25 protein-coding genes and 1 other RNA gene are annotated in these 21,836 nt (G+C 34.6%); 12 read left to right on the top strand and 14 right to left on the bottom strand.

What is annotated here, in order from left to right:
* Nucleotides 1–480 precede the first annotated feature (480 nt).
* Nucleotides 481–675: a hypothetical protein gene (locus tag GH741_RS07555; RefSeq protein ID WP_170287584.1), complete on the top strand. Its 195-nt coding sequence runs from the start codon at nucleotides 481–483 to the stop codon at nucleotides 673–675.
* Between the two features lie 75 nt (nucleotides 676–750).
* Here GH741_RS07555 and GH741_RS07560 read toward each other — a convergent pair whose 3' ends face one another.
* Nucleotides 751–1,632 carry a CvfB family protein gene (locus GH741_RS07560; protein WP_153736176.1) on the bottom strand — a complete coding sequence of 294 codons (882 nt, stop codon included), beginning with the start codon at nucleotides 1,630–1,632 and terminating at the stop codon, nucleotides 751–753.
* Nucleotides 1,633–1,806: 174 nt separating this feature from the next.
* On the opposite strand from GH741_RS07560, the gene GH741_RS07565 reads away from it, so the two are divergent.
* Nucleotides 1,807–2,268, top strand: coding sequence for a YaiI/YqxD family protein (locus GH741_RS07565; protein WP_153736177.1), 462 nt, complete (start codon nucleotides 1,807–1,809; stop codon nucleotides 2,266–2,268).
* A 76-nt stretch (nucleotides 2,269–2,344) separates the two neighbouring features.
* Here the strand turns inward: GH741_RS07565 and ssrS are convergent.
* From ssrS to GH741_RS21585, 4 genes are all read right to left on the bottom strand, one after another.
* Nucleotides 2,345–2,530: non-coding RNA, 6S RNA (gene ssrS, locus GH741_RS07570), on the bottom strand.
* Nucleotides 2,531–2,560: 30 nt separating this feature from the next.
* Nucleotides 2,561–2,998 carry a VanZ family protein gene (locus tag GH741_RS07575; protein WP_153736178.1) on the bottom strand — a complete coding sequence of 146 codons (438 nt, stop codon included), beginning with the start codon at nucleotides 2,996–2,998 and terminating at the stop codon, nucleotides 2,561–2,563.
* Between the two features lie 64 nt (nucleotides 2,999–3,062).
* Nucleotides 3,063–4,223, bottom strand: a complete 1,161-nt coding sequence (locus tag GH741_RS07580; RefSeq protein ID WP_153736179.1) for an iron-containing alcohol dehydrogenase — start codon at nucleotides 4,221–4,223, stop codon at nucleotides 3,063–3,065.
* Between the two features lie 14 nt (nucleotides 4,224–4,237).
* Nucleotides 4,238–4,396 (bottom strand): hypothetical protein, encoded by a 159-nt coding sequence (locus GH741_RS21585; protein WP_170287585.1) that lies wholly within the window; start codon nucleotides 4,394–4,396, stop codon nucleotides 4,238–4,240.
* A 148-nt stretch (nucleotides 4,397–4,544) separates the two neighbouring features.
* Here GH741_RS21585 and GH741_RS07585 point away from each other — a divergent pair, with 148 nt between their 5' ends.
* Nucleotides 4,545–4,880 (top strand): hypothetical protein, encoded by a 336-nt coding sequence (locus tag GH741_RS07585; protein ID WP_205677317.1) that lies wholly within the window; start codon nucleotides 4,545–4,547, stop codon nucleotides 4,878–4,880.
* 80 nt (nucleotides 4,881–4,960) lie between these two features.
* Here the strand turns inward: GH741_RS07585 and GH741_RS07590 are convergent, their stop codons facing one another.
* The 5 genes from GH741_RS07590 to uvsE form a co-directional block, all read right to left on the bottom strand.
* Entirely contained in the window at nucleotides 4,961–5,482 is a 522-nt protein-coding gene (locus GH741_RS07590; RefSeq protein ID WP_153736180.1) for a YfiT family bacillithiol transferase, read from the bottom strand.
* Between the two features lie 156 nt (nucleotides 5,483–5,638).
* A complete protein-coding gene (locus GH741_RS07595) occupies nucleotides 5,639–6,538 on the bottom strand; it encodes a DMT family transporter (RefSeq protein WP_153736181.1) in 900 nt (299 codons plus the stop codon).
* Between the two features lie 313 nt (nucleotides 6,539–6,851).
* Nucleotides 6,852–7,775, bottom strand: a complete 924-nt coding sequence (gene cysK, locus GH741_RS07600) for a cysteine synthase A (protein ID WP_153736182.1) — start codon at nucleotides 7,773–7,775, stop codon at nucleotides 6,852–6,854.
* Between the two features lie 43 nt (nucleotides 7,776–7,818).
* On the bottom strand, nucleotides 7,819–8,118 hold the full coding sequence (locus tag GH741_RS07605; RefSeq protein ID WP_153736183.1) for a rhodanese-like domain-containing protein: 300 nt from the start codon (nucleotides 8,116–8,118) through the stop codon (nucleotides 7,819–7,821).
* A 113-nt stretch (nucleotides 8,119–8,231) separates the two neighbouring features.
* Nucleotides 8,232–9,197 carry a UV DNA damage repair endonuclease UvsE gene (gene uvsE, locus GH741_RS07610; protein ID WP_153736184.1) on the bottom strand — a complete coding sequence of 322 codons (966 nt, stop codon included), beginning with the start codon at nucleotides 9,195–9,197 and terminating at the stop codon, nucleotides 8,232–8,234.
* Between the two features lie 284 nt (nucleotides 9,198–9,481).
* Here uvsE and GH741_RS07615 point away from each other — a divergent pair, with 284 nt between their 5' ends.
* The 9 genes from GH741_RS07615 (at nucleotide 9,482) to GH741_RS07655 (ending at nucleotide 16,492) form a co-directional block, all read left to right on the top strand.
* Nucleotides 9,482–10,423: an AEC family transporter gene (locus GH741_RS07615; protein WP_153736185.1), complete on the top strand. Its 942-nt coding sequence runs from the start codon at nucleotides 9,482–9,484 to the stop codon at nucleotides 10,421–10,423.
* 85 nt (nucleotides 10,424–10,508) lie between these two features.
* Complete coding sequence (locus tag GH741_RS07620) at nucleotides 10,509–11,435, top strand: 3'-5' exonuclease (protein ID WP_153736186.1); 927 nt, start codon at nucleotides 10,509–10,511, stop codon at nucleotides 11,433–11,435.
* 433 nt (nucleotides 11,436–11,868) lie between these two features.
* Entirely contained in the window at nucleotides 11,869–12,018 is a 150-nt protein-coding gene (locus tag GH741_RS07625) for a cytochrome c oxidase subunit 2A (protein ID WP_153736187.1), read from the top strand.
* A gap of 13 nt (nucleotides 12,019–12,031) precedes the next feature.
* Nucleotides 12,032–12,496 (top strand): cytochrome c oxidase subunit II, encoded by a 465-nt coding sequence (locus tag GH741_RS07630; RefSeq protein WP_153736188.1) that lies wholly within the window; start codon nucleotides 12,032–12,034, stop codon nucleotides 12,494–12,496.
* A gap of 15 nt (nucleotides 12,497–12,511) precedes the next feature.
* Nucleotides 12,512–14,191, top strand: coding sequence for a cbb3-type cytochrome c oxidase subunit I (locus GH741_RS07635; RefSeq protein WP_153736189.1), 1,680 nt, complete (start codon nucleotides 12,512–12,514; stop codon nucleotides 14,189–14,191).
* 35 nt (nucleotides 14,192–14,226) lie between these two features.
* Nucleotides 14,227–14,862, top strand: coding sequence for an SCO family protein (locus GH741_RS07640; protein WP_153736190.1), 636 nt, complete (start codon nucleotides 14,227–14,229; stop codon nucleotides 14,860–14,862).
* Nucleotides 14,863–14,864: 2 nt separating this feature from the next.
* A complete protein-coding gene (locus GH741_RS07645; RefSeq protein WP_153736191.1) occupies nucleotides 14,865–15,422 on the top strand; it encodes a hypothetical protein in 558 nt (185 codons plus the stop codon).
* Nucleotides 15,423–15,562: 140 nt separating this feature from the next.
* Nucleotides 15,563–15,928: a cupredoxin domain-containing protein gene (locus GH741_RS07650; protein WP_153736192.1), complete on the top strand. Its 366-nt coding sequence runs from the start codon at nucleotides 15,563–15,565 to the stop codon at nucleotides 15,926–15,928.
* 402 nt (nucleotides 15,929–16,330) lie between these two features.
* A complete protein-coding gene (locus GH741_RS07655) occupies nucleotides 16,331–16,492 on the top strand; it encodes a hypothetical protein (protein WP_153736193.1) in 162 nt (53 codons plus the stop codon).
* Between the two features lie 681 nt (nucleotides 16,493–17,173).
* On the opposite strand, the gene ilvA is transcribed toward GH741_RS07655, so the two are convergent.
* From ilvA to GH741_RS07675, 4 genes are all read right to left on the bottom strand, one after another.
* Complete coding sequence (ilvA, locus tag GH741_RS07660; protein ID WP_153736194.1) at nucleotides 17,174–18,433, bottom strand: threonine ammonia-lyase IlvA; 1,260 nt, start codon at nucleotides 18,431–18,433, stop codon at nucleotides 17,174–17,176.
* Between the two features lie 230 nt (nucleotides 18,434–18,663).
* Nucleotides 18,664–19,728 carry an adenosine deaminase gene (gene add / locus GH741_RS07665; RefSeq protein WP_338079295.1) on the bottom strand — a complete coding sequence of 355 codons (1,065 nt, stop codon included), beginning with the start codon at nucleotides 19,726–19,728 and terminating at the stop codon, nucleotides 18,664–18,666.
* 119 nt (nucleotides 19,729–19,847) lie between these two features.
* Nucleotides 19,848–20,771, bottom strand: a complete 924-nt coding sequence (locus tag GH741_RS07670; protein WP_153736196.1) for a DMT family transporter — start codon at nucleotides 20,769–20,771, stop codon at nucleotides 19,848–19,850.
* 114 nt (nucleotides 20,772–20,885) lie between these two features.
* The gene (locus GH741_RS07675; protein ID WP_153736197.1) at nucleotides 20,886–21,809 is read right to left on the bottom strand and encodes a manganese-dependent inorganic pyrophosphatase; all 924 of its coding nucleotides are present in this window, start codon (nucleotides 21,807–21,809) and stop codon (nucleotides 20,886–20,888) included.
* Nucleotides 21,810–21,836: the final 27 nt, after the last annotated feature.

Genomic DNA, 21,836 nt, shown 5'->3' on the forward strand with positions numbered 1-21,836 from the left:
AATTATATTTCGCAACAAGATGCAATTATATGTCCGATAAAAAAAGCTGTTTCCTAAAAGATTGTTGTTTTTGATACAATATCTATAAACTCCGAAGTAACTGTCAGGTTGATTTCCTACCATCCTTTATAAGGGAGTCGTAATTCATCGCTGCGGAAAAACACTCCCTTTCCATGGAGAATGCTTCAGCCTCCTCGCTCGTAAAAAACACTCACTGTGGGGTCTTCAGAATGTTCCTTGCCCATAGGACCAGAAATGACATCCGTGAATTTGCAACACACGAAGAAAATTGGTTTATATTTTCGAGGAGTGTCGCATTTTTCCGCAGCTTAAGGTAGCTTTCTGCTCAAATGAGATGAACTCCAAGAAACGTTTATTTCATGAATCATTACTACTCATTAATTAGAAAATTTCATTGCGTGGAGGTTTCAATTATTTTATGAGTCTTCGTGTATTCCCAACGCTAGTATAGTGTTGTATTTGATAACTACACTAGATGACGGTGATTGGAGCGAAGGGCAGTCGACTCCGGCGGGAAAAGCGACGGCTGAAAATCCCGCAGGAAGTGGTCTGCTTCCGAGGAAGTTGAAGCGTTGCCCGCGGAAAGCGATTGCCCGAAGCGCAAATCAACTAGTAGCTACGCTACGCCGCAGTTTACATCAAGTTAGAAGATAAACACAAAAATTACGAAAATAATTTTCAAAAAAAGCCTCCCCTATTTTTCACAATAAAGGGAGGTTACAAACATAGTTATTCACTTTTTTTGTCAGTATTATCAACCTTTAGAAAAGTTTTCCCTTCACGTTGTTCTACCTTTTTCTCTTTCATCAATCTACCTAATGCACGTTTGAAGGCAGCTTTACTGATATTAAATGTACCCTTAATATCATCTGGGTCACTTTTATCACTAAAAGGAATAACACCATCATTTTTCTCGAGGTTTTCTAAAATGACTTCTGCGTCATCCACAAGCTGATCTTGTTTCAATGGCAATAGTGACACATTTAATGTTCCATCAGCTTTCACTTCAATGACCCTTCCATTTATCCATTCACCAAGACGAGGCTCTTGTTTACGTTCGGAATTATGAATAAAACCTCGATAACCTTCTTCAGTGATAATGACTGAGCCCTCTTTATTGGTACGAAAAACTCGGCCACTTATTGCTGTATGGTTGAGGGTTTCTGGGGCAGAATCCCACTCGTCGCCAAAGTCTTCTTCTGTCACAGGTTTAGCAATTAGACGTTCCTTTTTATCACTTTCTAAGGCAACATATAGCACATCGCCAACTTGTGGCCAGACTGACTCAAATAAAGGTAAATCATCTTTTGAAACCAAAATTTCTTTTTTAATTCCTATGTTAACGAATACACCCAAATCTTCTACAATTTCAACTACTTCAGCCCAATCAAACGTGTCAAATTGAACAGTTGGAACACTCATAGTTGCAACCAGTTGCCCTTTTTTATCTTGATAGAGGAAAACTTCAATAGTATCAAGTTCCCCCAATTCTTCTTCCGCTTCACTAATATGTAATAGTACTTCTTCTTTTCCGTTGGTGAGAACGTAACCAGTATCTATTTTTCTTACAATAGATAACTTTTCAATCATACCCGCTTTAAGCTTTGTCATAAATGGCCTTCTTTCTAAATAGAGTTTTATTCTACTAATTTTCCACTGATCAAATATAATTTATTCCACTTATAATAGTTACTAAAAATATGCTTGTTTGACTTAATCTAATTCTAAGTCTACCATTATTATACTAATATCTAAATTAAGTACTCGATCTAGAAGGGGAATATTATGAGAATTTATGTTGATGCAGATGCTTGTCCTGTTAAAGAAATTATAATTGAAGAGTCAGTAAAAGAAAACATACCTGTTAAACTTGTGAAAAGCTACTCCCATTTCTCTCCTCAAGATGATCCACTTGGAGCGGAGTCCATTTATGTGGATACGGGTGCTGATTCAGTTGATTATAGAATTATGTTATTAGCCAAAACCAAGGATATTATCATAACCCAAGATTATGGATTAGCTTCACTTGCATTATCAAAGGGTTGTACAGTATTACATCATAAAGGATTTCTTTATACAAATCAAAATATTGACGAATTACTCAATACTCGGCATGCTAATGCAAAAGCGAGAAGAAGTGGAAAAAAAACAAAAGGACCCAAAGCAATGACCAATGAAGATAAGGAAAAGTTCCGTAACTTGTTCATAAAAATTATTAAAAACACTCGGGATTCGTCTAATCTGTGATAACATTTCAAAACAAAATATAAACATTGTACATTAAAAAACCAGTTCCTCAGAGGAACTGGTTTCATTTTAAAATTCAAAAGCCACAATTGCCGTAAATCACGTAAGAAAGTTTTAAACCACCACTTCTCTAAGTGGGTGTCTGCAGAAACACTTCTATCTTCCTCTACATGGAGGCATGATATCCCTGTTTCAATGTAAAACTCCCTTTTATAGTATAAAGGTTAAAACTTAGTTATCATTACGTACATCGTAGCTCGTATCTAGATATTACACCAATCACTTAACAGTATCAATAGTAAATTTTACCATTCCGTACTTTTTTTAAAAATAAACAATAGATACCATACCCTACTATCGCTCCAGTAGTATTAAGTATAGTATCATCCACATCAAACGAACCAACCCGAAATACAATTTGAGTAATTTCAATGGATAATGACATGAAAAATGAAATGATAATAATGGTTTTAATTGATCGAAGGCGCTCGAATAGTGTTGGTAACAATAAACCAAAAGGAACAAAAGCATTAATATTACCGAAGAAATTATCCTTTAACAAATAGAATGAAAATCCATCGAAAGCTAAAATGTAATTAACGATAGATTTAAAAGGAACTAAATTATAATCAATTAACCCCTGTACACTATGCCGATACCCAGAAAAAAATAGTAAATAGAACAAGGAAGATAAATATAATAAGAATATTGTTACCGTACCAGCTTTCACTATGTCTTTTTTTATCCTAACTAAGATAAAACCAACCCCGAACTCTTTTCCTTATTTAAAAAATCTAATTCTTAAAAGCCTTGTAAAATAAATCTAGATAATCCTGTTTACTTATTATTCTAACATTACTTGGAGTAGATCCATTTTCAAATGCAGATGTAGCTAGATAATCAAAATCGACTGACTTCACTTCTGTTATTGTAGAGAAGTTAGGTATTTTTATATCGATTGCTAACTGTTCCATTGATTCCACCAACTTTTTCGTTGCATCCAATTCAGACATAGATTCATCTGCTACTCCAATTATTTTAGCGATTTTTGCATGTTTAACAATATCAGATTCTGCATTATATTCAATCACATAAGGTAAAAACATCGAGTTTGCGACCCCGTGTGGAGTATCATATAATCCACCGATAGCCTCAGCCATACAGTGCACAGATGCAACATCTGAATGAGAAAAAGCCATTCCAGCAATTGTTGAACCAACCATCATGTGATAGCGTGCTTTCTTATTTCCTGGATCCTGTACAGCTAATCTTAAATTAGGATAGATATGGTTCATTGCTTCAACTGCTAAACCATCTGCTATAGGATTAGACCGTTTACAAGTATATGCCTCTATCGCATGTACTAAAGCATCCATACCTGTGGAGGCAGTCAAGGGTGCAGGTAACCCATATGTAAGTTCTGGATCTATCATAGCAAGAGTAGGAGCAATTTTAATATCTTTAATCGTTATTTTTACTCTTTTAGAAGTGTCTGTAATTACAGATGAACGTGTTACCTCGGCTCCAGTTCCAGCTGTAGTAGGAATTGCAACTATGGGAGTAACAGGAATTTTCACTTGATTAATACCAGCGTAGTCTTGAACTGTACCCCCACATGTTTGAAGAACTGCTATTGCTTTGGCAGCATCAATTACTGATCCTCCCCCTAATGCTAATATGCAATCGGCATCAAAGTTCTTAGCTAGGATTCCACCTTCTGCACAATCAGTATCCCGTGGATTTGGTCTAACTTGATTAAATACTTCTATCCTAAAGTGATAAGTAGATAAAATTTCTATAAGCCTATGTACAAGTCCTATTTTTTCGATACCTGGATCGGTTATGATTAAAATTTTACTCCCCTTTATCATTTGTTTTAAGTACTCGCCAGTTTGTAAAAAAACACCCTCTCCTATCTGAATGTTTGTTGGCAAATGAAAGTCAAATGAAGTCATAGTTATCCCCCCAGTTAAATACTTTCCGTATCATCAGATTCCTCAACTAATAGTTTCGCAATATTGCTTACATGCCAGCGTTCTGCAGTTTCTTTTGGTATCAAATACTCTTTTCCTTCTCTAAGGAGCTGACCATTATAATTTGTTTGAACTATCATTTTTACTTTTAACATTAGTATTCTCTCCTTTTTGTTTAACTGGGATAATTTGCAAAATATAGGTGAATGTCCATTACCGTTTTCCCCATCTTACCATATGATAATTAGGCATAACCCATTAGACATATTCCCTATTTTATAGGGTAGGAAGGAGTTATTTTAAATGTATCAAAACTATAATGCGAATATTAACCCCTATGCGCCAATTGAAAATGATTATAGACAACCAGGAATCGGCCCACTTGGAGCGGGCCTAGTAGGATTAGGATTAGGATACCTAGGAGGTACCTATTCTGGTTATCCTGGACCTGGATTTGGAGGCTATGGACCTGGATTTGCAGGTTACGGTCCTGGACCAGGATTCGGTGGCTATGGACCTGGATTTGCAGGTTACGGTCCTGGACCAGGCTTTACTGGCTATGGTCCAGGATTTGGACCAGGTCCTGTATTTAATGACTATGGACCAGGATTCGGTGGATTTGGACCAGGTCCATTCTGAACTAAATAGTTTAATGAAAGTAATCCTCTCTATAATAGAAAGGGTTACTTTTTTTATATATAGATAGAGATTGAAGTTTTCTACCACTCCAAACTTTCTTTGAGTGTTGTAATGTGGGCGTGATGATGATAACCATGCCATGCATATAAACCTAGAGATAAACCCAAAGTAGTTTGTCCAGTCTCCGGATGATTGTATTTTCTCTCAAAATCACTTATGGTCATTGATCTTAGTAAAGTAGTCCACCTTTCATGAACGGACTTCAGTAATTGCAAGGAAACACCAACTGGCAAATCATAGTCAGGTAATTGAGCCCATTGATCCTCTAGGTAAGGTTTAATTGTAGGTTGGTCCTCAGTTAAAGCTATTTTAAATCTAACATAACTATTGAGATGACTATCTGCAATATGATGAACCACTTGGCGAATCGTCCAGCCACCTGGTCGGTATGTTGTATCCAACTGTTCAGCAGATAACCCATTAACCGTTGCTTCTAATTGAAAAGGAATTTTTTCTATATCTTCTATCCAGCCTTCTAGTTTGTCTTTTGAAAGTTCTTCTTTAAAATCAAACTGTCCTATAGGGTAACGCAAATCAATCATAAGACCCACGCTTCCTTTCAATTATAATAATGTAATTTTAATACATAAACTTAAATAAACAAAGAATTTTCTGAAAATTGACCATAAAAAAACCACCTCATCCCCTATAGGGTGAGGTGGAAAGATCATAAAAGTAGGCCTCAATTTACTAGAGACTTACTTTTCGACAACTAATTTCCGTTTACCTGTGGATAGTACAGCTAATACTAAAGCTGTAAGTACTAGGATAATACCTACCCACTGCCATCCATTAATCAAATCATTGAATAATAAAATACCTAGCATAACTGAAACGAGAAGCTCAACTGTGGCTAAAATGGAAGCTTTGCTAGATTCTACATAAGTTAAACCTAGCGTATACAAAATATAAGCAAAGATAGTAGAAACGGTAGAAATGCCTAAGATATATCCCCAAACTTCCCAATTTAGAAATAAGTCTGTTTGCATCCATATCTTACTCGCTGGAACCATAAAGATACTTCCACATATCATCGAATAAACGGTAATAGTTATTGGATGATAAATATGGCTCACATGTTTCCCTATTATGCTATATAATGAACAAAATAAACCCGATAGAACTCCTAAAAGGATTGTCATTATAGAAACACTTGTTACACCATTAGGTAAGAGCCCTACTACAAAACCGCAACCAATGATAGTTAGTAAGACTGCTATTATCTTTTGAGGAGTGAGCATCTCTTTAAAAAGAAACCTTGCAATCAGTGCTGCGAATACTGGTGATGTATATACCATAATTACAGCTATAGACAACGATGCCCTTTCAATTACTTCAAAATAGGCCCAATTAAAAAAAGCGATACTAACTACACCTAGACCAAAAAAATAAGGTAAGTGTTTAAAGTTAATCCTTAAATAACTAGGGGCGAACAAGTAGAGAACTACAAAGAGAATAACACTTGAAACAGTCAATCTAACTGTAACTACTTCCATAGGGGAAAAGCCAAACGTGTACAGATATTTAACGAACAATCCCGTTAAACCCCAAAAAGAGGCTCCAAGTACAATAAGTAAATAAGCAATAAAATTATTCATAGTCCTAACCCTCCCTTTTCTCTCTATCTAACAGGTTCAGGTAAAATTTCCTTTAAGACTATTGCCAATAAAACTTATTGTTTCTTTTTTTCAGACTAACTCATTTCTCAGTTATATTCAATGTTTTCCACTCAAATGTTGTTTCCAATTTTTTTGGAATAAAATGGCTTGCCAGAACCAAGCTGGCAAGCCATGTAAAACACTAGAAATCTCTTAAATTCCTAACTCCTAATAAAGTTTCATCATACTTTTTAATAGTATTATTTATTTTGAGTATAGAAAAAAACTCACAGTCCCGTTGTTCGAAAGGTAATTACTCTTCGTCAAAAAGATTCATGCTCAAGTACCGTTCTCCAGTATCTGGTATTATGCAAACAACTTTTTTACCTTTACCAAGTCTTTTTGCCACCTGAATCGCAGCAAAAACCGCAGCACCACCTGAAAGACCTGCAAAGACCCCTTCCTTTGAAGCTAATTGTTTGAACATTGAAACAGCATCTTCATCCGCAATCTGGATAATTTCATCATAGATTGAGGTGTTTAAAATTTTCGGAATAAAACCAGGACTTGTTCCTACTAATTTATGTTTTCCAGGTTTTCCACCAGAGAGTACCGGCGAGCCCTTTGGTTCCACTACTGAAATATACAATTCTGGTATGAGTTCCTTTAAGGTTTCACCCGTACCTGTCATTGTTCCACCTGTACCTGCTGTAGCAACAAAAGCATCCAACTTACCATCCATTTGCTGATAAATTTCTTTTGCTGTTGTAAATCGATGGACGTCGGGGTTAGCCATGTTTTCAAATTGTTGAGGTATAAAGCTCCCAGGAATTTGTTTTTGTAATTCAATAGCTTTTTTTATTGCACCAGGCATTTTATCCTTACTATCAGTTAAAACTACCTTTGCACCATATGCTTTTAAAATATTTATTCTTTCCTTAGTCATATTATCAGGCATAACGAGGATAGCATCATACCCCTTCGCTGCGGCTACCATTGCTAGTCCGATTCCTGTATTACCACTAGTTGGTTCAATAATCGTATCCCCAGGTTTGATTAATCCCTGTTCTTCAGCAACTTTAATCATATTATTTGCTGCTCGATCTTTAACACTTCTTGAAGGATTAAACATTTCTAACTTTAAATATACATCTGCAGCATCTGAAGGAACTAATTTATTTAACTTGACGATTGGAGTATCACCAATTAACTCTGTTATGTTATTAACAACCTTCATTAGAATACCCCCAATTTATTCAGTCTACTTATGTAATAGTTAATCATTTTTCTACTGTACCTTCCCACTCTAACATTCCACCTGTCATATTCGTTGTTTCGAAACCGTGTATTTGTAGGAATTCAGATGCGTTTGCACTTCTTCTACCTGACCTGCAGACAATAATATATTCCTTGGATTTATCTAATTCATTCATACGGGATTCTACTTGTCCAAGTGGGATATGTACTGCTTCTGGAATTATGCCTTGTTCCACTTCTTCATCTTCTCGAACATCGATAATGTTTAACTTCTTTCCACTTTCCAATAAATTATGAACTTCATTCGCACTTATTTCCTTCATACTAATTTATCCCCCAAATATTTTTAGTTTAAATTTGAAAATTAACCTTTAAATCAATTTTAACAACTTTTGAACAGAACAACCAAACAATAAGTTCTCACTTGCCTATATTCTTATTTTAATTGAAAAGAACTGTCACTTATCCATTCAATCTTTGCTTCTTTTTTTAGATCTCTAACTAATTGAAATAATGCTGCATCTTTTTGTTTAGCTTCAATCATACAATCTATAATGTCGACACTTCCCTTAACCTTATTTATAAAAGTGGTAAACATATTTGGATCTACATAGTCAGCATGATGTCTAAACTGTTTTTCGTTTTTAGGGCTTGATAAATGAACTTTTACTGGAAACTCCGAATTACTCCAACTCTTTACAATTCGATCCCAGTATTCAGTCCACTCTACGTTATTATTGTTAGCTTCATGATGATGAAGATCAAATACATGAGGAATAGATAGTTTTTCCGATAAATAAAGAACATCTTCAGAATTAAACGTTTTATCGTCGTTTTCTAAGATTATCATTTGTTGTAATCTTTGAGAAATCCGACCCCAATTATCAATAAAACGTTCAAGAGCGGCTACTTTGTTTCCATAACTACCGCCTGTATGCAAAACACATCTGTGTCTTGGATTTACTCCCATTGCAGTTAATAAATCATAATGATATTTCAAATTTTTAACAGAACTTTTGACAACGTCTGATTTGGGTGAATTAAGGACAACAAAATGATCAGGATGAAAATCGATTCGCATTTTATTTTTACTGGCATAATCCCCCAATTCCCGAAGCTTATCTTTCGTGGGCTCTATATAGTCCCAATCCTCTAAATCTTCATGTGTAGCAAGAGGTATAAGACGGGAGCTAAGTCTAAACAAAGATATTCCAAATGCTTTATTATGCTTTAACAACCGAAGAGAATTATCTATATTTTTATTTGCAAGCAATTCAAGTTTTGAAATGGCTGCTTCCCGGTCTTTATGCTGACTAAAGTTCTTATAAGTCATTGTTTTTGATGGCGAACTGTTTATCACATGCATACTCATTGCAACGTAGCCTAGACGAAAAATTGTCATATTAACACATCCCTAGTAATTAAATATCCATTTTTAGTATAGTCAAAAACAAAAATAATATAGATATACATAAAAGTTAATCAAACGTTTGTTTAATTAAATATCGTAAGTTCAATCTTCTTATTTTCCTCCCTATTTAAATTATTTAGGTGCTGGTGTCATTTCTTGCGGTTACCCAGGAAATAGTAAAGCTAATTCTAAGTAATCGGGACTATCAATATACTGGACAAAATAGCTTATTAAGGCTAAAATTACCGCAGAAATAGAGAAAGGATTTTATTACTATGGATTTACTTGTCATTACCTCTACTATCGCCGTAATGGGCCTGATTATAGGATTGGGAGTACTAACAGCCTCCCAAATTCCGATTACTAAAGAACTAAAATCTGGTATTATGTTTATCATTATTAATATTGCAGTACCTTCTATCATATTAAATGGAATATTTAGTACAGAAGTAACGAGTCATTTATTAAATCAAGTGTTGGTTATCTTTGTCTTTTCAATCAGTTTTCACATTTTATCTTTACTTTTCTCCTTCACTACTTCAAAACTATTCAACTTTCAATCCCTTTCTCCACAGAAGCTTAGCATTTTGTCTACCTTTGGAAATACTGGTTTTATTGGAATACCTCTTTGTGCTACAATATTTGGCCCTACTGGTGGTCTCTTAGCAGCCATTTTTGATTCAGCTATGGACCTTGTTATTTTCACCATAGGAATTTACATGCTTCAATCCCACGGTAAATTTAAATTGAGACAATTAAAAGCCTTAGTAAATCCTCCTCTAATCGCGATCACCGTTGGATTATTGGCGGCTGTTACTGGATTTGATCCGCCGGATTTTATCAAACAACTGACCGGAATGTTGTCAGCAATTGCTGCTCCGTTAGCAATGATTTACGTTGGCATGTTAATTCCACCACTTATCCAGAGAAAAGGGTTATTATTTTATTCTAGTATTTGGTTTCCCTTATCATTTAAACTGCTTATACTTCCAATAATTACTTTTGTACTTATTTCTTTTACTTATTTTGATGGTTTGATTAAGAATATTATTATAATCCAAGCGTCTATGCCGACGTTCATGTTGGCTACTGTATTATTTTCACGCTATACAGACGACGAAGAAACAGCAGTATTAACTACTATTTATTCAACTATTCTTTGTCTTTTTACTATCCCATTTATATCCATCCTTGCTACATGGTGGGGATTATCTTAATAGAAATCCTAATCTGGAAATAATTACTCCTTCTATTTATCTACTATTACCCTTATAATATCCTGTTAGAAGAGGAGGTGTTACTATGGCTGAAATGAAATATTTTATCTTTTTTGACTTTGAGATGCTTTGCTCAGATAGAGGAATGCTTTTTGAAGATATGGAAGCAATTCGGTTAGGCGCTGTAAAATATGAAATTGAAACGGAAAGAGTCACCTATTTTGATCAATATATTCGTCCAACAAAACTAAAGCCTCTAAGTAAATTCTGTAAAAAATTAACCGGAATTGAGGATTCGGACTTAGTCGATGCACAAACGTTTGAACAAGTATTCTCTGATTTCTTAACATGGGTTGGTGGCGTTAAACGCTCACGCTTTTTTTCATGGTCAAAAAGCGATTTGACTCGTCTAAAGTTAGATTCAGAGAAACATAACATATCTATTTCGACAATTGATAAAATCGAAAAACGATATGTCGACTTTCAAGCAACGCTCTCGAAAAGAGTTTCTAAAAATAATCTTTCTGTTGAAAATGCTTTAGTTCTATATGGATTGAAATTTATAGGACAACAACATAATCCTATGTTTGATGCCTATAATACACTTAGAATATATTTGAATTTCCTAAATGAACCATTACAATCCGACCTTATCATGTTAAATCAATTCATATTTGATGAAGAACTTGATAATAAGGCACTAGTAAATCTGAAATTAAGAGAGTCAATTAAACGTGATATTGAATCATTTTTAAATGATCTTAGTGATATTTACAAAATAAGACAAGCACAAAAGATGATTAGAAAAACTAAACAACTTTTGAAAAAGTATGAAAATATTCTAGTAAATCGATCTGGTTTATTTTCAAATGAAATTATTGAAAGTGTTAGACTGCTTAAAGAATTTCATGAAGAATTATTACTAACATACAAAGAACACTTTATAAGTTCTTCTAAAATAATGATTCTTGATGACCATATAGTTAAACCTATAAAACAACTCGCAATCTGAAGTGAGGACAACTCAGTCTTCCTTCGTACATAGATACCACTCCTTATTTTTCCACACCTAAAAATACTCCATATTGTTAACTAAACGTCATGATTTCAAATGAAATCATGACGTTTTCATTATGTTCTTTAATTTTAAGCCTTTAATCTAATTTAAATCATTACGATTTTGTGACAGTACCTTTGGAGCGTCCCCTCCCCTGTGTTCCCTATTTCAAACTAATCTAGGTTGGGGATTTTTCTAGATAAAATACTTAAGTGACATAAGTCCCAAACTTAAGTGACTTACCTCACTACTAAGCTTAACTATTACAGATACACTTTATTTAAATTCTTAGTTGCGTTGTGATTTATCTTCTTTCAATTAATACCAGTGCCATCAAATCATACCAAAACTAAGATAAGGAAGATTAGCTAACAGGGGGTGAATTTCGATGGAAACAACAAAAACTCTTAAGACTGAAAAACCAGAAAAATATGATGAAAAATCACTAAAAGGTACGATAGTTTCCGTAGGTTTTGTTGCAGCAGTTATCGTAGTCATGTGGGTGGCTGTGTTTTGGATCTATATGGAAAGAGTATAAAGGGGGGAAATATATGCAACATCGATTAGAAGAGATATGGATGACGATTAGTGTAGGTATTTTAGTTGTATTTATGATCATTATTGGATATCAAACCTTTGCACTAGGTATGGGACCTCCAAGTCATAGTGAAACCATTGATCCACAGAAAGTAGAACAAATCGCTCCGTTTGATGATCCAGGTGTTAAAGAAATCGCTGAAAATGAGTATGAAGTAGTTATGATATTACAATCATTTGGGTTTAACCCAAGCAATATTGAAGTACCAGTTGGAGCTGAGGTTCACTTTACAATGACATCCAAGGATGTTACTCACGGTTTTCAAGTACCTGGTACTAATATAAATGCAATGGTTATGCCAGGGCATATACAAAAAATTTCACACACGTTTAAAGAACCAGGCAATTATTTAGTAATCTGTAATGAATATTGTGGTATTGGACACCAAGCAATGAGTACTACAATTACCGTTAAGTAAAGGAGGGAAATGAAAATGGAACAATCATTAAGAGAAACTATTCATGAGAATCCAAAGAAAATATTGGGTGTAAATTCCCAAGATGCAAAGGTTTCACTATCTTATTTAACTGTCGCATTTGTATCGTTACTCATTGGTGGAATATTAGGATTAGTACAAGGACTAGAACGTGCAGGCCTCATACAACTTCCATCATGGTTAAATTATTATCAAGTATTAACAGCACATGGACTTCTATTACTTGTTGTATTCACAGCTACATTTTCAATCGGTTATCTATATGCTAACCTTTCCCATGCACTAGGAGGACTCCTTCCTAAAGTCCGTAAATTAGCATGGACTGGTTTTGTTCTAATGATCATTGGTGTGGCAATGGTAGTTACCATGATTGTCCTAAATGAGGCATCGGTGTTATATACGTTTTATCCGCCTCTCGCAGCCCACCCAATTTTTTATATAGGGTTAGTGTTTGTAGTACTAGGCATATGGGCTTGTTGCTTCGGAGTGTTTATTAACTACAGACACTGGAGAAAAAATCACCCTGGTGAAGTAACTCCAATCTTAGCATTTTTCACAATGGGCGTATTCGTATTATGGTTTTTTGCATCTTTAGGTGTAACTATCGAAGTTTTCACTTTAATTCCTTGGTCAATGGGATTGGTAGAGACTACGAATGTCATGGTAGCTCGCACACTATTTTGGTGGTTCGGACACACTTTAGTTAATATATGGTACCTTGTTGCAATTTCCGCATGGTATGTGTTTGTACCAAGAATTATTGGTGGCAGACACTTTAGTGATAAATTGATTCGACTTGTCGTTATTTTAGTCGTAATACTAAACATTCCTGGTGGATTTCACCACCAAATAATTGACCCAGCAATCTCACAGTCTATAAAATTCTTACATGTGTTTATGAGTCTTTCAATTGCAGTACCTTCTCTTATGACTGCATTCGCAATGTTTGTGGTATTTGAGAGAACCGGTAGAAGATTAGGTGGAAAAGGTTTACTCGGTTGGCTTAAAAAGCTTCCATGGGGAGATGTCCGATTCTTAGCACCAATGATTGCTATGATTAGCTTCATATTTGGTGGAGCTGGCGGAATTGTCAATACTAGTAATCAACTTAACCAAGTAATCCATAATACAATGTGGGTTGTTGGCCACTTCCATATTACAGTTGGTGTTTCAGTAGTTCTAACATTCTTTGGTATTTGTTATTGGTTAATTCCGCATTTATCAAAACGAAAACTAACACCAAAAATGAACAAAATTGGTATTATTCAGACCCTTATTTGGACAGTTGGTATGATTATTATGTCTGGTTCCATGCATATCGTGGGATTACTAGGTGATCCAAGGCGTACTTCTGATACAACATACGGAGGACACGAAGCGGCAGCAAGCTGGGTACCATTTGAAATGTTATTTGCAGTAGGAGCCACACTCCTGTTAATTGGCGTTATTATTCAGGTTTATGCGGTATTCAATATGATGTTCTTTGCACCAAAAGGCAATACAGAATATCCAGTTGCTGAACCAGAAGATGATGAAACTCCAACACCTATGTGGACGGAACGTTGGGGGCTTTGGATTGTATTACTATTAATGGTAGTTGCTATGGCGTATGTAGTTCCAATCGTTGATATGCTCTTAAATGCACCTCCTGGGTCACCACCGATCCGAACATGGTAGATTAGTCTAAGACTTTGCATTTGGGAAGTGAATTTATGACCAAAAATCGACGAACCATGATAAGTGTTACCCTGATATTATTGTTTGGATTTGTGTTGTTCTATCAAGGAACAGATGGATTCCGGGCCTTTACTCAAGAAAGTGCTAGAACATATGAACTACTAAAGAATAAGCCCGAATTTCCATCTGTCACATTACAAGACAGTAACAATAGGACATATACATTTGAAGAATTTTCAGAGGGCAAATACGTGTTTATTACATTTATGTACACGAACTGCGGCACTGTTTGTCCACAATTAGAAAAGAACATGTCTGAGGTTTATGATTTAATACCAAGCGAATATATCGGTGAAGACATTGTTTTCTTAAGTATTAGTTTTGATCCTACACGAGATGACCCAGAAACTCTAACTAAATATAGAAGTTACTTTGGAAGTGATGGCGAGACCTGGCGAATGGCACGAATAAACAACCAAGAAGAACAAGATAAACTTTTAGAACGATTAGGAGTTGTCGTTATTCCTGACGGTCAGGGAAACTTTCAGCATAATTCGGCTTTCTATTTAATAGGACAACAAGGTCATTTACTAGAAATGATGGATTATACTAAGATAATAAAAGCCTCAGATACTGTAATATCATATCTAAACAACAAGGTGGAGGATTAGCAATGAAACTAGCAAAATACGGATTAGTCCTGTATATATTCCTTGCTCTCCCTCCTGTTGCAAACTTATTGGAGTCAATCATGATCGTTCACATGCATATGCAAATGCCTTTACTAGTCGCTTCCGGATTCTTAATGGCAGGTTTCTTTCAATTAAAGTTTCCGAACTTCCTTGAGAAATGGAATAGTAATGGAATCCCAGGAATAATTCTTTTCGTTATAATTTGGAGTTATTGGATGCTTCCAAGAGCTATGGATGAAGCCATAACATTACAGGTGGTAGAGTTATTCAAATTCATTAGTTTACCATTTTTAGCTGGCGTACCTCTTCGGGATAGTTGGAAAAAACTTTCATCTATCGGAAAGGACATTGTTTATCTGTATTTTATTATTATGTTCATTGTAATGGCATGGATCTATATCGGTTCCGAAAGCCAGTTATGTAATAACTATTTATTAGTTGAACAAAAAACGTTAGGTTGGGGATCTTTGGCTATTGCAGCCTGTATGATTATCTATCTTTTGCAATTAATATTTATCGATCAATCAGAGTTTGAGTAAATTTTATGAATAACAGATATTGTGTCAATTTTTTGACAATCGAAAAAGTGTGATATATATCAAACCCTTAGGTTTAAAAACTATGTATCATGAACTTGTAAGAAGCAGTACCAATAGAAAAAATATAGGAGGAATTTATTATGAAAAAGGTATTATTAACAATAGCGTTTTCTGCATTAGTTTTGGTTTTAGCAGCATGTGGTGGAGATGATAGCTCTAACAATGATAGTGGTGGTGAAACAACTGGCACTGCAAGTACAGTTGATTTAGTAGCATCTAACTGGGAGTTTGAACAAGACACCTACACTGTGCCAGCTGGAGATGTAACAGTAAATTTATCTAACGCAGAAGGATACCATGGTATTGAAATAGATGGTGCTGATTTATCAATCGATGGTGAAGGTTCTGCAACTGTAAATCTTGAAGCTGGAGAATACACAATTAAATGTAACATCCCTTGTGGTGAAGGTCACGAAACTATGGAAGCAAAATTAATAGTTGAATAGGATTTGCATAACATATGATTTTGAGTCAAAAGCTTTGAAATAGAAAATTAAAATAGAGGTGCAATCCGTATAGGATTTCGCACCTCTATTTTTCTTTATATATTGGGGTTTAAAGTAAATTATAATGAATTTGTACTATAATTAAAAAGTACATGTCAGAATCACTCAAATGTTAGTTACAATCGGGAAATAGCATTTTTACAACCAAGCTTACCTTGAAATGTAGAATACCAATTAAATTCCGAGCTGTATTATATATTAATATTATAGAAGTAATATACCATCCCCTGATTTAAATATTACACGCTTTAGTTTATTTAAAGTTATTTGCATATAAAAAATCAAAATAACAAATAATATAATTTACACCAAAATATTAGAACTGGAAAGGAGCTTATTTTTATGGACAAAAAACAACTACAAGAATGTATCACTGAATGTGAAAGTGCATTAGGGCACCTAAATAATGCAATGGGTAAAGCCCATGACACTGCTAAACAAAAAATGCAACATGCTTCTAAAGATTTAGAAGAATGTCTTGCAGAGTGCCGTAGTTTACTTTAATTATAATAATCCCTGCTTTTTTGTAGGGATTATTTCACTATTCAAATAACATGCAGGATGATGGACATAACCTGCACAAATAAAATTTTTGTTAAAAACCAAGGATTCTAATTGTCAATTGGCTAATGATTGTTCTTCTTGATTTCCCTTTAGCTTAATAATATTTTATATTTTGATTGATTAACTTTCTACAATTCAAGTTATTTCCTTCAATCTTCCACCATGAAATCTCCTTTAACGTTCTCCCATTGATAATCTTTTTTCATACACCTGTCACATTCTTATATTTGAGAATCCTGCACTCTTTTTGGGATTGTCTCCCACAAATATACTCTCCAAAGGTAAAACATTAAGGTTTCTAAGTGCTTTTGGAAATATTTAGGTTCAAGCTTTTTCGTACCTTCCCATTCAAATATAAGAATTGTATTATCCATATTGCACTGTTCTTTACCATTAGTAATCATTTCTATAACTATATTTTTTCCTTTAATTTTTCTAACATATTAATGAGGTTAGCGAACTGCTACTTTTATTTAAGTAGAACTGTTCACAGATTGATTTAACATAATATTATTCTTCAAATAGAGAATGCAAAAAAGGAATGCTATTCGCATCCCTTTTTATTACGTTTAATATATTTTTTGTATCAATGTTGTGTCTAACTATTACCAATTTTAGATGTCAAATTAAAAGATTAAATAGGTTAGCATCTTTATTGATCTCAGTGTAGGAAAATCCTTTTTTCTCCATTCGGTTGATAAGTTGGTGATAGTCTTCCCTATGTTTAAGCTCGATACCAACTAATACAGGACCTTTATCTCGATTATTCTTCTTAGTATATTCAAAGCGAGTAATATCATCAGTCTCACTTAATACGTCATCCATAAATTCTCTAAGCGCACCTGCACGCTGAGGGAAATTCACAATAAAATAATGCTTATAACCTTCGTATATGAGAGAGCGCTCCTTAAAATCTTGCATCCTGTCAATATCATTGTTTCCACCGCTAATGATACAAACGATGTTCTTTCCTTTTATTTGATCTTTATAATAATCTAATGCGGCTACCGGTAAAGCACCTGCGGGTTCCGCAACAATCGCATTTTCATTATATAAATCTAGTATTGTTGTACACACTTTTCCTTCTGGTACAACGACAATGTCATCAATTATATCTTTGGCAATTTCATAAGTAAGATGACCTACTTGTTTAACGCTTGCTCCGTCGACAAACTTATCAATATGATCAAGTGTTACAACTCTTTCCTGTTCTAAAGATTTCTGCATCGCAGGTGCACCAGCTGGTTCAACACCAACAACCTGTGTAGTAGGACTAATGCTCTTGATATAAGAACCGACTCCAGAAATTAATCCCCCACCTCCAATGCTCATAAATACATGTGAGATAGGTTCCTCCATAGAATCAATAATTTCCAAACCAATAGTTCCTTGACCATTTATCGTTCGGTAATCATCAAATGGATGAATAAAAGCCATTTGGTGTAAGTCACAATATTCTTTAGCTTCATAAAAAGAATCATCAAACGTATCTCCTGTTAGAACAATCTCTACAAAGGGACCACCAAAAAACTCTACCCTTGAAACTTTTTGACGGGGTGTAGTAGCAGGCATGAAAATTCGCCCTTTAACTCCCAAAGCCTTACATGAATATGCTACTCCCTGGGCGTGGTTGCCAGCACTAGCGCACACAACACCGTTTTCAAGCTCCTCCTTGGATAAACTTTGCATGAAATTGTATGCCCCTCTAATTTTAAAAGATCTAACTACCTGAAGATCCTCTCTTTTTAAGTAGACATTACAGTCATAGCGATCTGATAAGATTGTGTCCTTTTGAAGTGGTGTTTTTACAACAATATCTTTTAAAACTTGGTTGGCGATAATAATATCTTTTATTTGAATTGGATTCAATTTTGTACTCATTTTTTGTCTCATTCCTCCGAAAAAATTAAATAGTTAAGACTCATACTACCACATCCATAAAAAATATAAAACCAAATGTTTTCTAAAATTTTAGAAAATTATAACAAATGGCTGTTTTGCCTAATATATGATCTAGATTTAAAGAAAAAAAATTATTACCAAAGAAAACTAAATATTTCCAACAAAAAATCCTTAGCACTTTGAAATTCATCGCTAAGGATTTCAATTGTCTATATCACTACTTCTTCTTCACCTGTACTTATTAAATCATATTCTACCTTACACTGTTTCTTTAATAATTGCTTTTCCTCTATACTTATAAATGCAGCATCTATACTATTAATAACCAATTGATATATCTCTTTAAATGTAAAATTAAACTTTTCCATTACCATCGCGTACTCCTTGTTAAGGTTTGTATTAGATACAGTAAGGTTATCAGTGTTAACTGTAACCATTAATCCAAGGTCAAAATATTCTCTGATTGGATAATCGTCCCAACCTGAACATGCTTTCGTTTGTATGTTGCTAATCGGACACATTTCTAATGGTATTTTATTTTTAGAAAGATAGTCTAGCAAGTGTAAATCTTCCCTTAATCTCACACCATGTCCAATTCGCGTTGCGCCTAAATGTTGAACGGCCTCTTTTATATTTTCTGAACCTGCTGCTTCACCGGCATGAATTGTAATAGGTATCCTTTTTTTGTCAGCAAATTTAAAAATTCGTCTGAAAAGGAATGCGGGAAAAGAAGCTTCATCACCAGCTAGGTCGACCCCTGCAAGACCTCCATCTATAAATTGTGCTGATGCTTGAATAACTTCAATATTTTGGTTGATAGCGTGGTGCCGTAAACAACAAGCTATTGCATTCGCCCCAACTCCGAATTTACGTTCACCTTTCTTCAATCCCTTGATGACTGAAAAAATTACTTCTTCAACAGTCAACCCCTTTTCCCGATGAAGTTGGGGTCCAAACCGGACTTCGATATACTTACAATTTGTAGAATATGCTTGCTCTACTAATTCGAAGGCTACACGTTCAATGGCTTCAGAAGTTTGAAGAACCCGAGAGACTAAATCAAATTTACTCAAGTATTCCTTTAAACTGTTACAGTTTTCATCAATTTGCAGTAGCGGTCTTATTTTATCTATTGTATTTCCAGGAAGAATTAGTCCCTGAGTCTTAGCTAAATCTAATACAGTACCTGGTTTTACACTTCCATCAAGGTGTAAATGTAAATCAATTTTTGGTAGTTTCTTAATCGCTTTCCACTTCTTCTCTTCGATTTTCACGGTACATTCTCCTTTCAGATTATGAGAATATTGTACCGAGTTTAATACAGCCAGAATAAAACTACTACTATCCTGTAACCTTTATTGACAACATTTTTTTGAAACTCTAGTTTTCACCTTTAATTTTGTAGTGATTTTGTTTTTTTGTCATGTTTAGATAGAATAAAATCTACATAACCGGTTCCTAAGAGTACCCCGATAACGATCAATAAAAACCCAACTAGTTGTGACATTTGAATTGTCTCACCAAGTAATAAGAATGATCCAATTAGAGCAAAAAAAGGAATAAGATTATTAAAAATTGCTGTTTGCCCCGCTCCAATTTGGTTAATTGCTAAGTTATATAAGATGTGACCAAGTCCTGTGGCAAGAATTGCAGATGAGATTAATACAGCCCAGACCCCCATTGGTACAACCGATAAATTTGTCGATCCTTTTGGCTCAAGAATAAAACTAACAGATAATAATAGAAGTGAGCCCACAAGTAACATCACTGCAGTCATCTGCTTTGCGGATAAACTGATAGTTGCTTTTTTTATCACTATAAAACTTGATGCTTGAGAGACCATAGCAATAAATACAAATAAATCACCCTTTGAAACTAATCCCATCCCACCATTATTATAGATAATAACGATTGATACCCCACTTAATCCAAGAATAATTCCAATAATCTTCAAGAAAGTTAATCTCTCATTTAGAAAAAACATCGCTAATATAGCAGTAGTGAGCGGAATAAGTCCGAGGATAATCGATGAATTCGATGCGGTTGTTTCTGTTAGTCCAACAGCTAGAAAACCGTGGTGAAAAAGTTGTCCCAATAAAGAAGCAATCAAAATGTAGATCCATTCCTTTTTATTTAATTTCCTTAGATCACGTATGAAAAATAAAACGATAAACACGGCTATTGCAGCAATAAAAACTCGAGCACCTTGCATCAGGATGGGTGGGAAATACTCTACTAAAAATTTGACTGCTACTACATTTAATCCCCACAAGATCATAACAAGTATTAATAAACTATGTGTTAGTGCTCGTGACATAGACTTCCTCTTTCCTTATACGACAATAGTTAAATGATTACAGATGAATAAGAAACAACTACCTAGTTAGGTAGTTGTTTCTTATTCATTATAGCTATGCCGCAAAAAAAATTTTTAAAATGCGTTAGTTAAATTTGGAACAATCTGCTTTTTACGTGATACGACGCCTTTTAATGTAGCAATATTATTTATTAATGTTACATCAAAGGCTTTTTCGACTGCTTTAGTTTCCTTGCCAAGTGCTAATACATCTGAATCGTTTGTTAAGATGTTTGTCACAACAAATACAAATAAGTCTAAACCTTTTTCGTGAATCACTTTATTAATTGCAATTTCTATTTCTTCTTGAGCCTCAAGTACTTCCTTAGTATCAACAGTATTGATTTGAGCAACCTCTACTTTGTGGTCATTCATAGAAAATTCTTTTGCATCCAATGATATTAACTCGCCAACAGTTTTATCACTTAAATCTGCACCAGCTTTTAACATTTTCAAACCATAATCCTCTGTATCAACTTCAGCAATAGCAGCAAGTTCCTTGGCAGCTTCTACATCCTGATCAGTGCAAGTAGGTGACTTAAACAAGAGTGAATCGGAGATAATTGCTGACAACATTAAGCCAGCTGTTTCTTTTTGGATTTTAACATTATTCTCTTTATATAGTTTATTTAAAATAGTTGCCGTACACCCAACTGGTTCCGCACGATAGTATAATGGATCACTTGTTTCAAAATTTGCAATCCGGTGATGATCAATAACTTCTAATACTTGTACTTGATCCAAATCACTAACACTCTGTTGACTTTCGTTATGATCTACTAAAATAACTTTACTTACCTCATTAGCTACTGTTTCGACCAATCTTGGTGCTTCTACTTTGAATTGGTCTAGCACGAATTGAGTTTCTCCACTAATCGAACCTAATCTAACCGCTTCTACGTTAGCTCCTAATTGCTTTTTCAATTCAGCATAAGCTATAGCAGAACAGATAGTATCTGTATCAGGGTTCTTGTGTCCAAAGATTAAAGTTTTTTCCATAAAAATTCTCCTAACATCTAATTATTA

Source organism: Aquibacillus halophilus (assembly GCF_009649745.1).
Lineage (GTDB): Bacteria > Bacillota > Bacilli > Bacillales > Amphibacillaceae > Aquibacillus > Aquibacillus halophilus.

Bases quoted from the DNA above. Each gene is read 5' to 3' on its own strand.
- GH741_RS07670 (WP_153736196.1), bottom strand. From the start codon at position 20,771: ATGTCACGAGCACTAACACATAGTTTATTAATACTTGTTATGATCTTG.
- GH741_RS07580 (WP_153736179.1), bottom strand. From the start codon at position 4,223: ATGACTTCATTTGACTTTCATTTGCCAACAAACATTCAGATAGGAGAG.
- ilvA (WP_153736194.1), bottom strand. From the start codon at position 18,433: ATGAGTACAAAATTGAATCCAATTCAAATAAAAGATATTATTATCGCC.
- GH741_RS07650 (WP_153736192.1), top strand. From the start codon at position 15,563: ATGAAAAAGGTATTATTAACAATAGCGTTTTCTGCATTAGTTTTGGTT.
- GH741_RS07645 (WP_153736191.1), top strand. From the start codon at position 14,865: ATGAAACTAGCAAAATACGGATTAGTCCTGTATATATTCCTTGCTCTC.
- GH741_RS07620 (WP_153736186.1), top strand. From the start codon at position 10,509: ATGGCTGAAATGAAATATTTTATCTTTTTTGACTTTGAGATGCTTTGC.
- GH741_RS07640 (WP_153736190.1), top strand. From the start codon at position 14,227: ATGACCAAAAATCGACGAACCATGATAAGTGTTACCCTGATATTATTG.
- GH741_RS07630 (WP_153736188.1), top strand. From the start codon at position 12,032: ATGCAACATCGATTAGAAGAGATATGGATGACGATTAGTGTAGGTATT.
- GH741_RS07625 (WP_153736187.1), top strand. From the start codon at position 11,869: ATGGAAACAACAAAAACTCTTAAGACTGAAAAACCAGAAAAATATGAT.
- uvsE (WP_153736184.1), bottom strand. From the start codon at position 9,197: ATGACAATTTTTCGTCTAGGCTACGTTGCAATGAGTATGCATGTGATA.
- GH741_RS07560 (WP_153736176.1), bottom strand. From the start codon at position 1,632: ATGACAAAGCTTAAAGCGGGTATGATTGAAAAGTTATCTATTGTAAGA.
- GH741_RS07655 (WP_153736193.1), top strand. From the start codon at position 16,331: ATGGACAAAAAACAACTACAAGAATGTATCACTGAATGTGAAAGTGCA.
- GH741_RS07590 (WP_153736180.1), bottom strand. From the start codon at position 5,482: ATGATTGATTTGCGTTACCCTATAGGACAGTTTGATTTTAAAGAAGAA.
- GH741_RS07585 (WP_205677317.1), top strand. From the start codon at position 4,545: ATGTATCAAAACTATAATGCGAATATTAACCCCTATGCGCCAATTGAA.
- GH741_RS07635 (WP_153736189.1), top strand. From the start codon at position 12,512: ATGGAACAATCATTAAGAGAAACTATTCATGAGAATCCAAAGAAAATA.
- GH741_RS07675 (WP_153736197.1), bottom strand. From the start codon at position 21,809: ATGGAAAAAACTTTAATCTTTGGACACAAGAACCCTGATACAGATACT.
- GH741_RS21585 (WP_170287585.1), bottom strand. From the start codon at position 4,396: ATGTTAAAAGTAAAAATGATAGTTCAAACAAATTATAATGGTCAGCTC.
- GH741_RS07605 (WP_153736183.1), bottom strand. From the start codon at position 8,118: ATGAAGGAAATAAGTGCGAATGAAGTTCATAATTTATTGGAAAGTGGA.
- cysK (WP_153736182.1), bottom strand. From the start codon at position 7,775: ATGAAGGTTGTTAATAACATAACAGAGTTAATTGGTGATACTCCAATC.
- GH741_RS07565 (WP_153736177.1), top strand. From the start codon at position 1,807: ATGAGAATTTATGTTGATGCAGATGCTTGTCCTGTTAAAGAAATTATA.
- GH741_RS07615 (WP_153736185.1), top strand. From the start codon at position 9,482: ATGGATTTACTTGTCATTACCTCTACTATCGCCGTAATGGGCCTGATT.
- GH741_RS07595 (WP_153736181.1), bottom strand. From the start codon at position 6,538: ATGAATAATTTTATTGCTTATTTACTTATTGTACTTGGAGCCTCTTTT.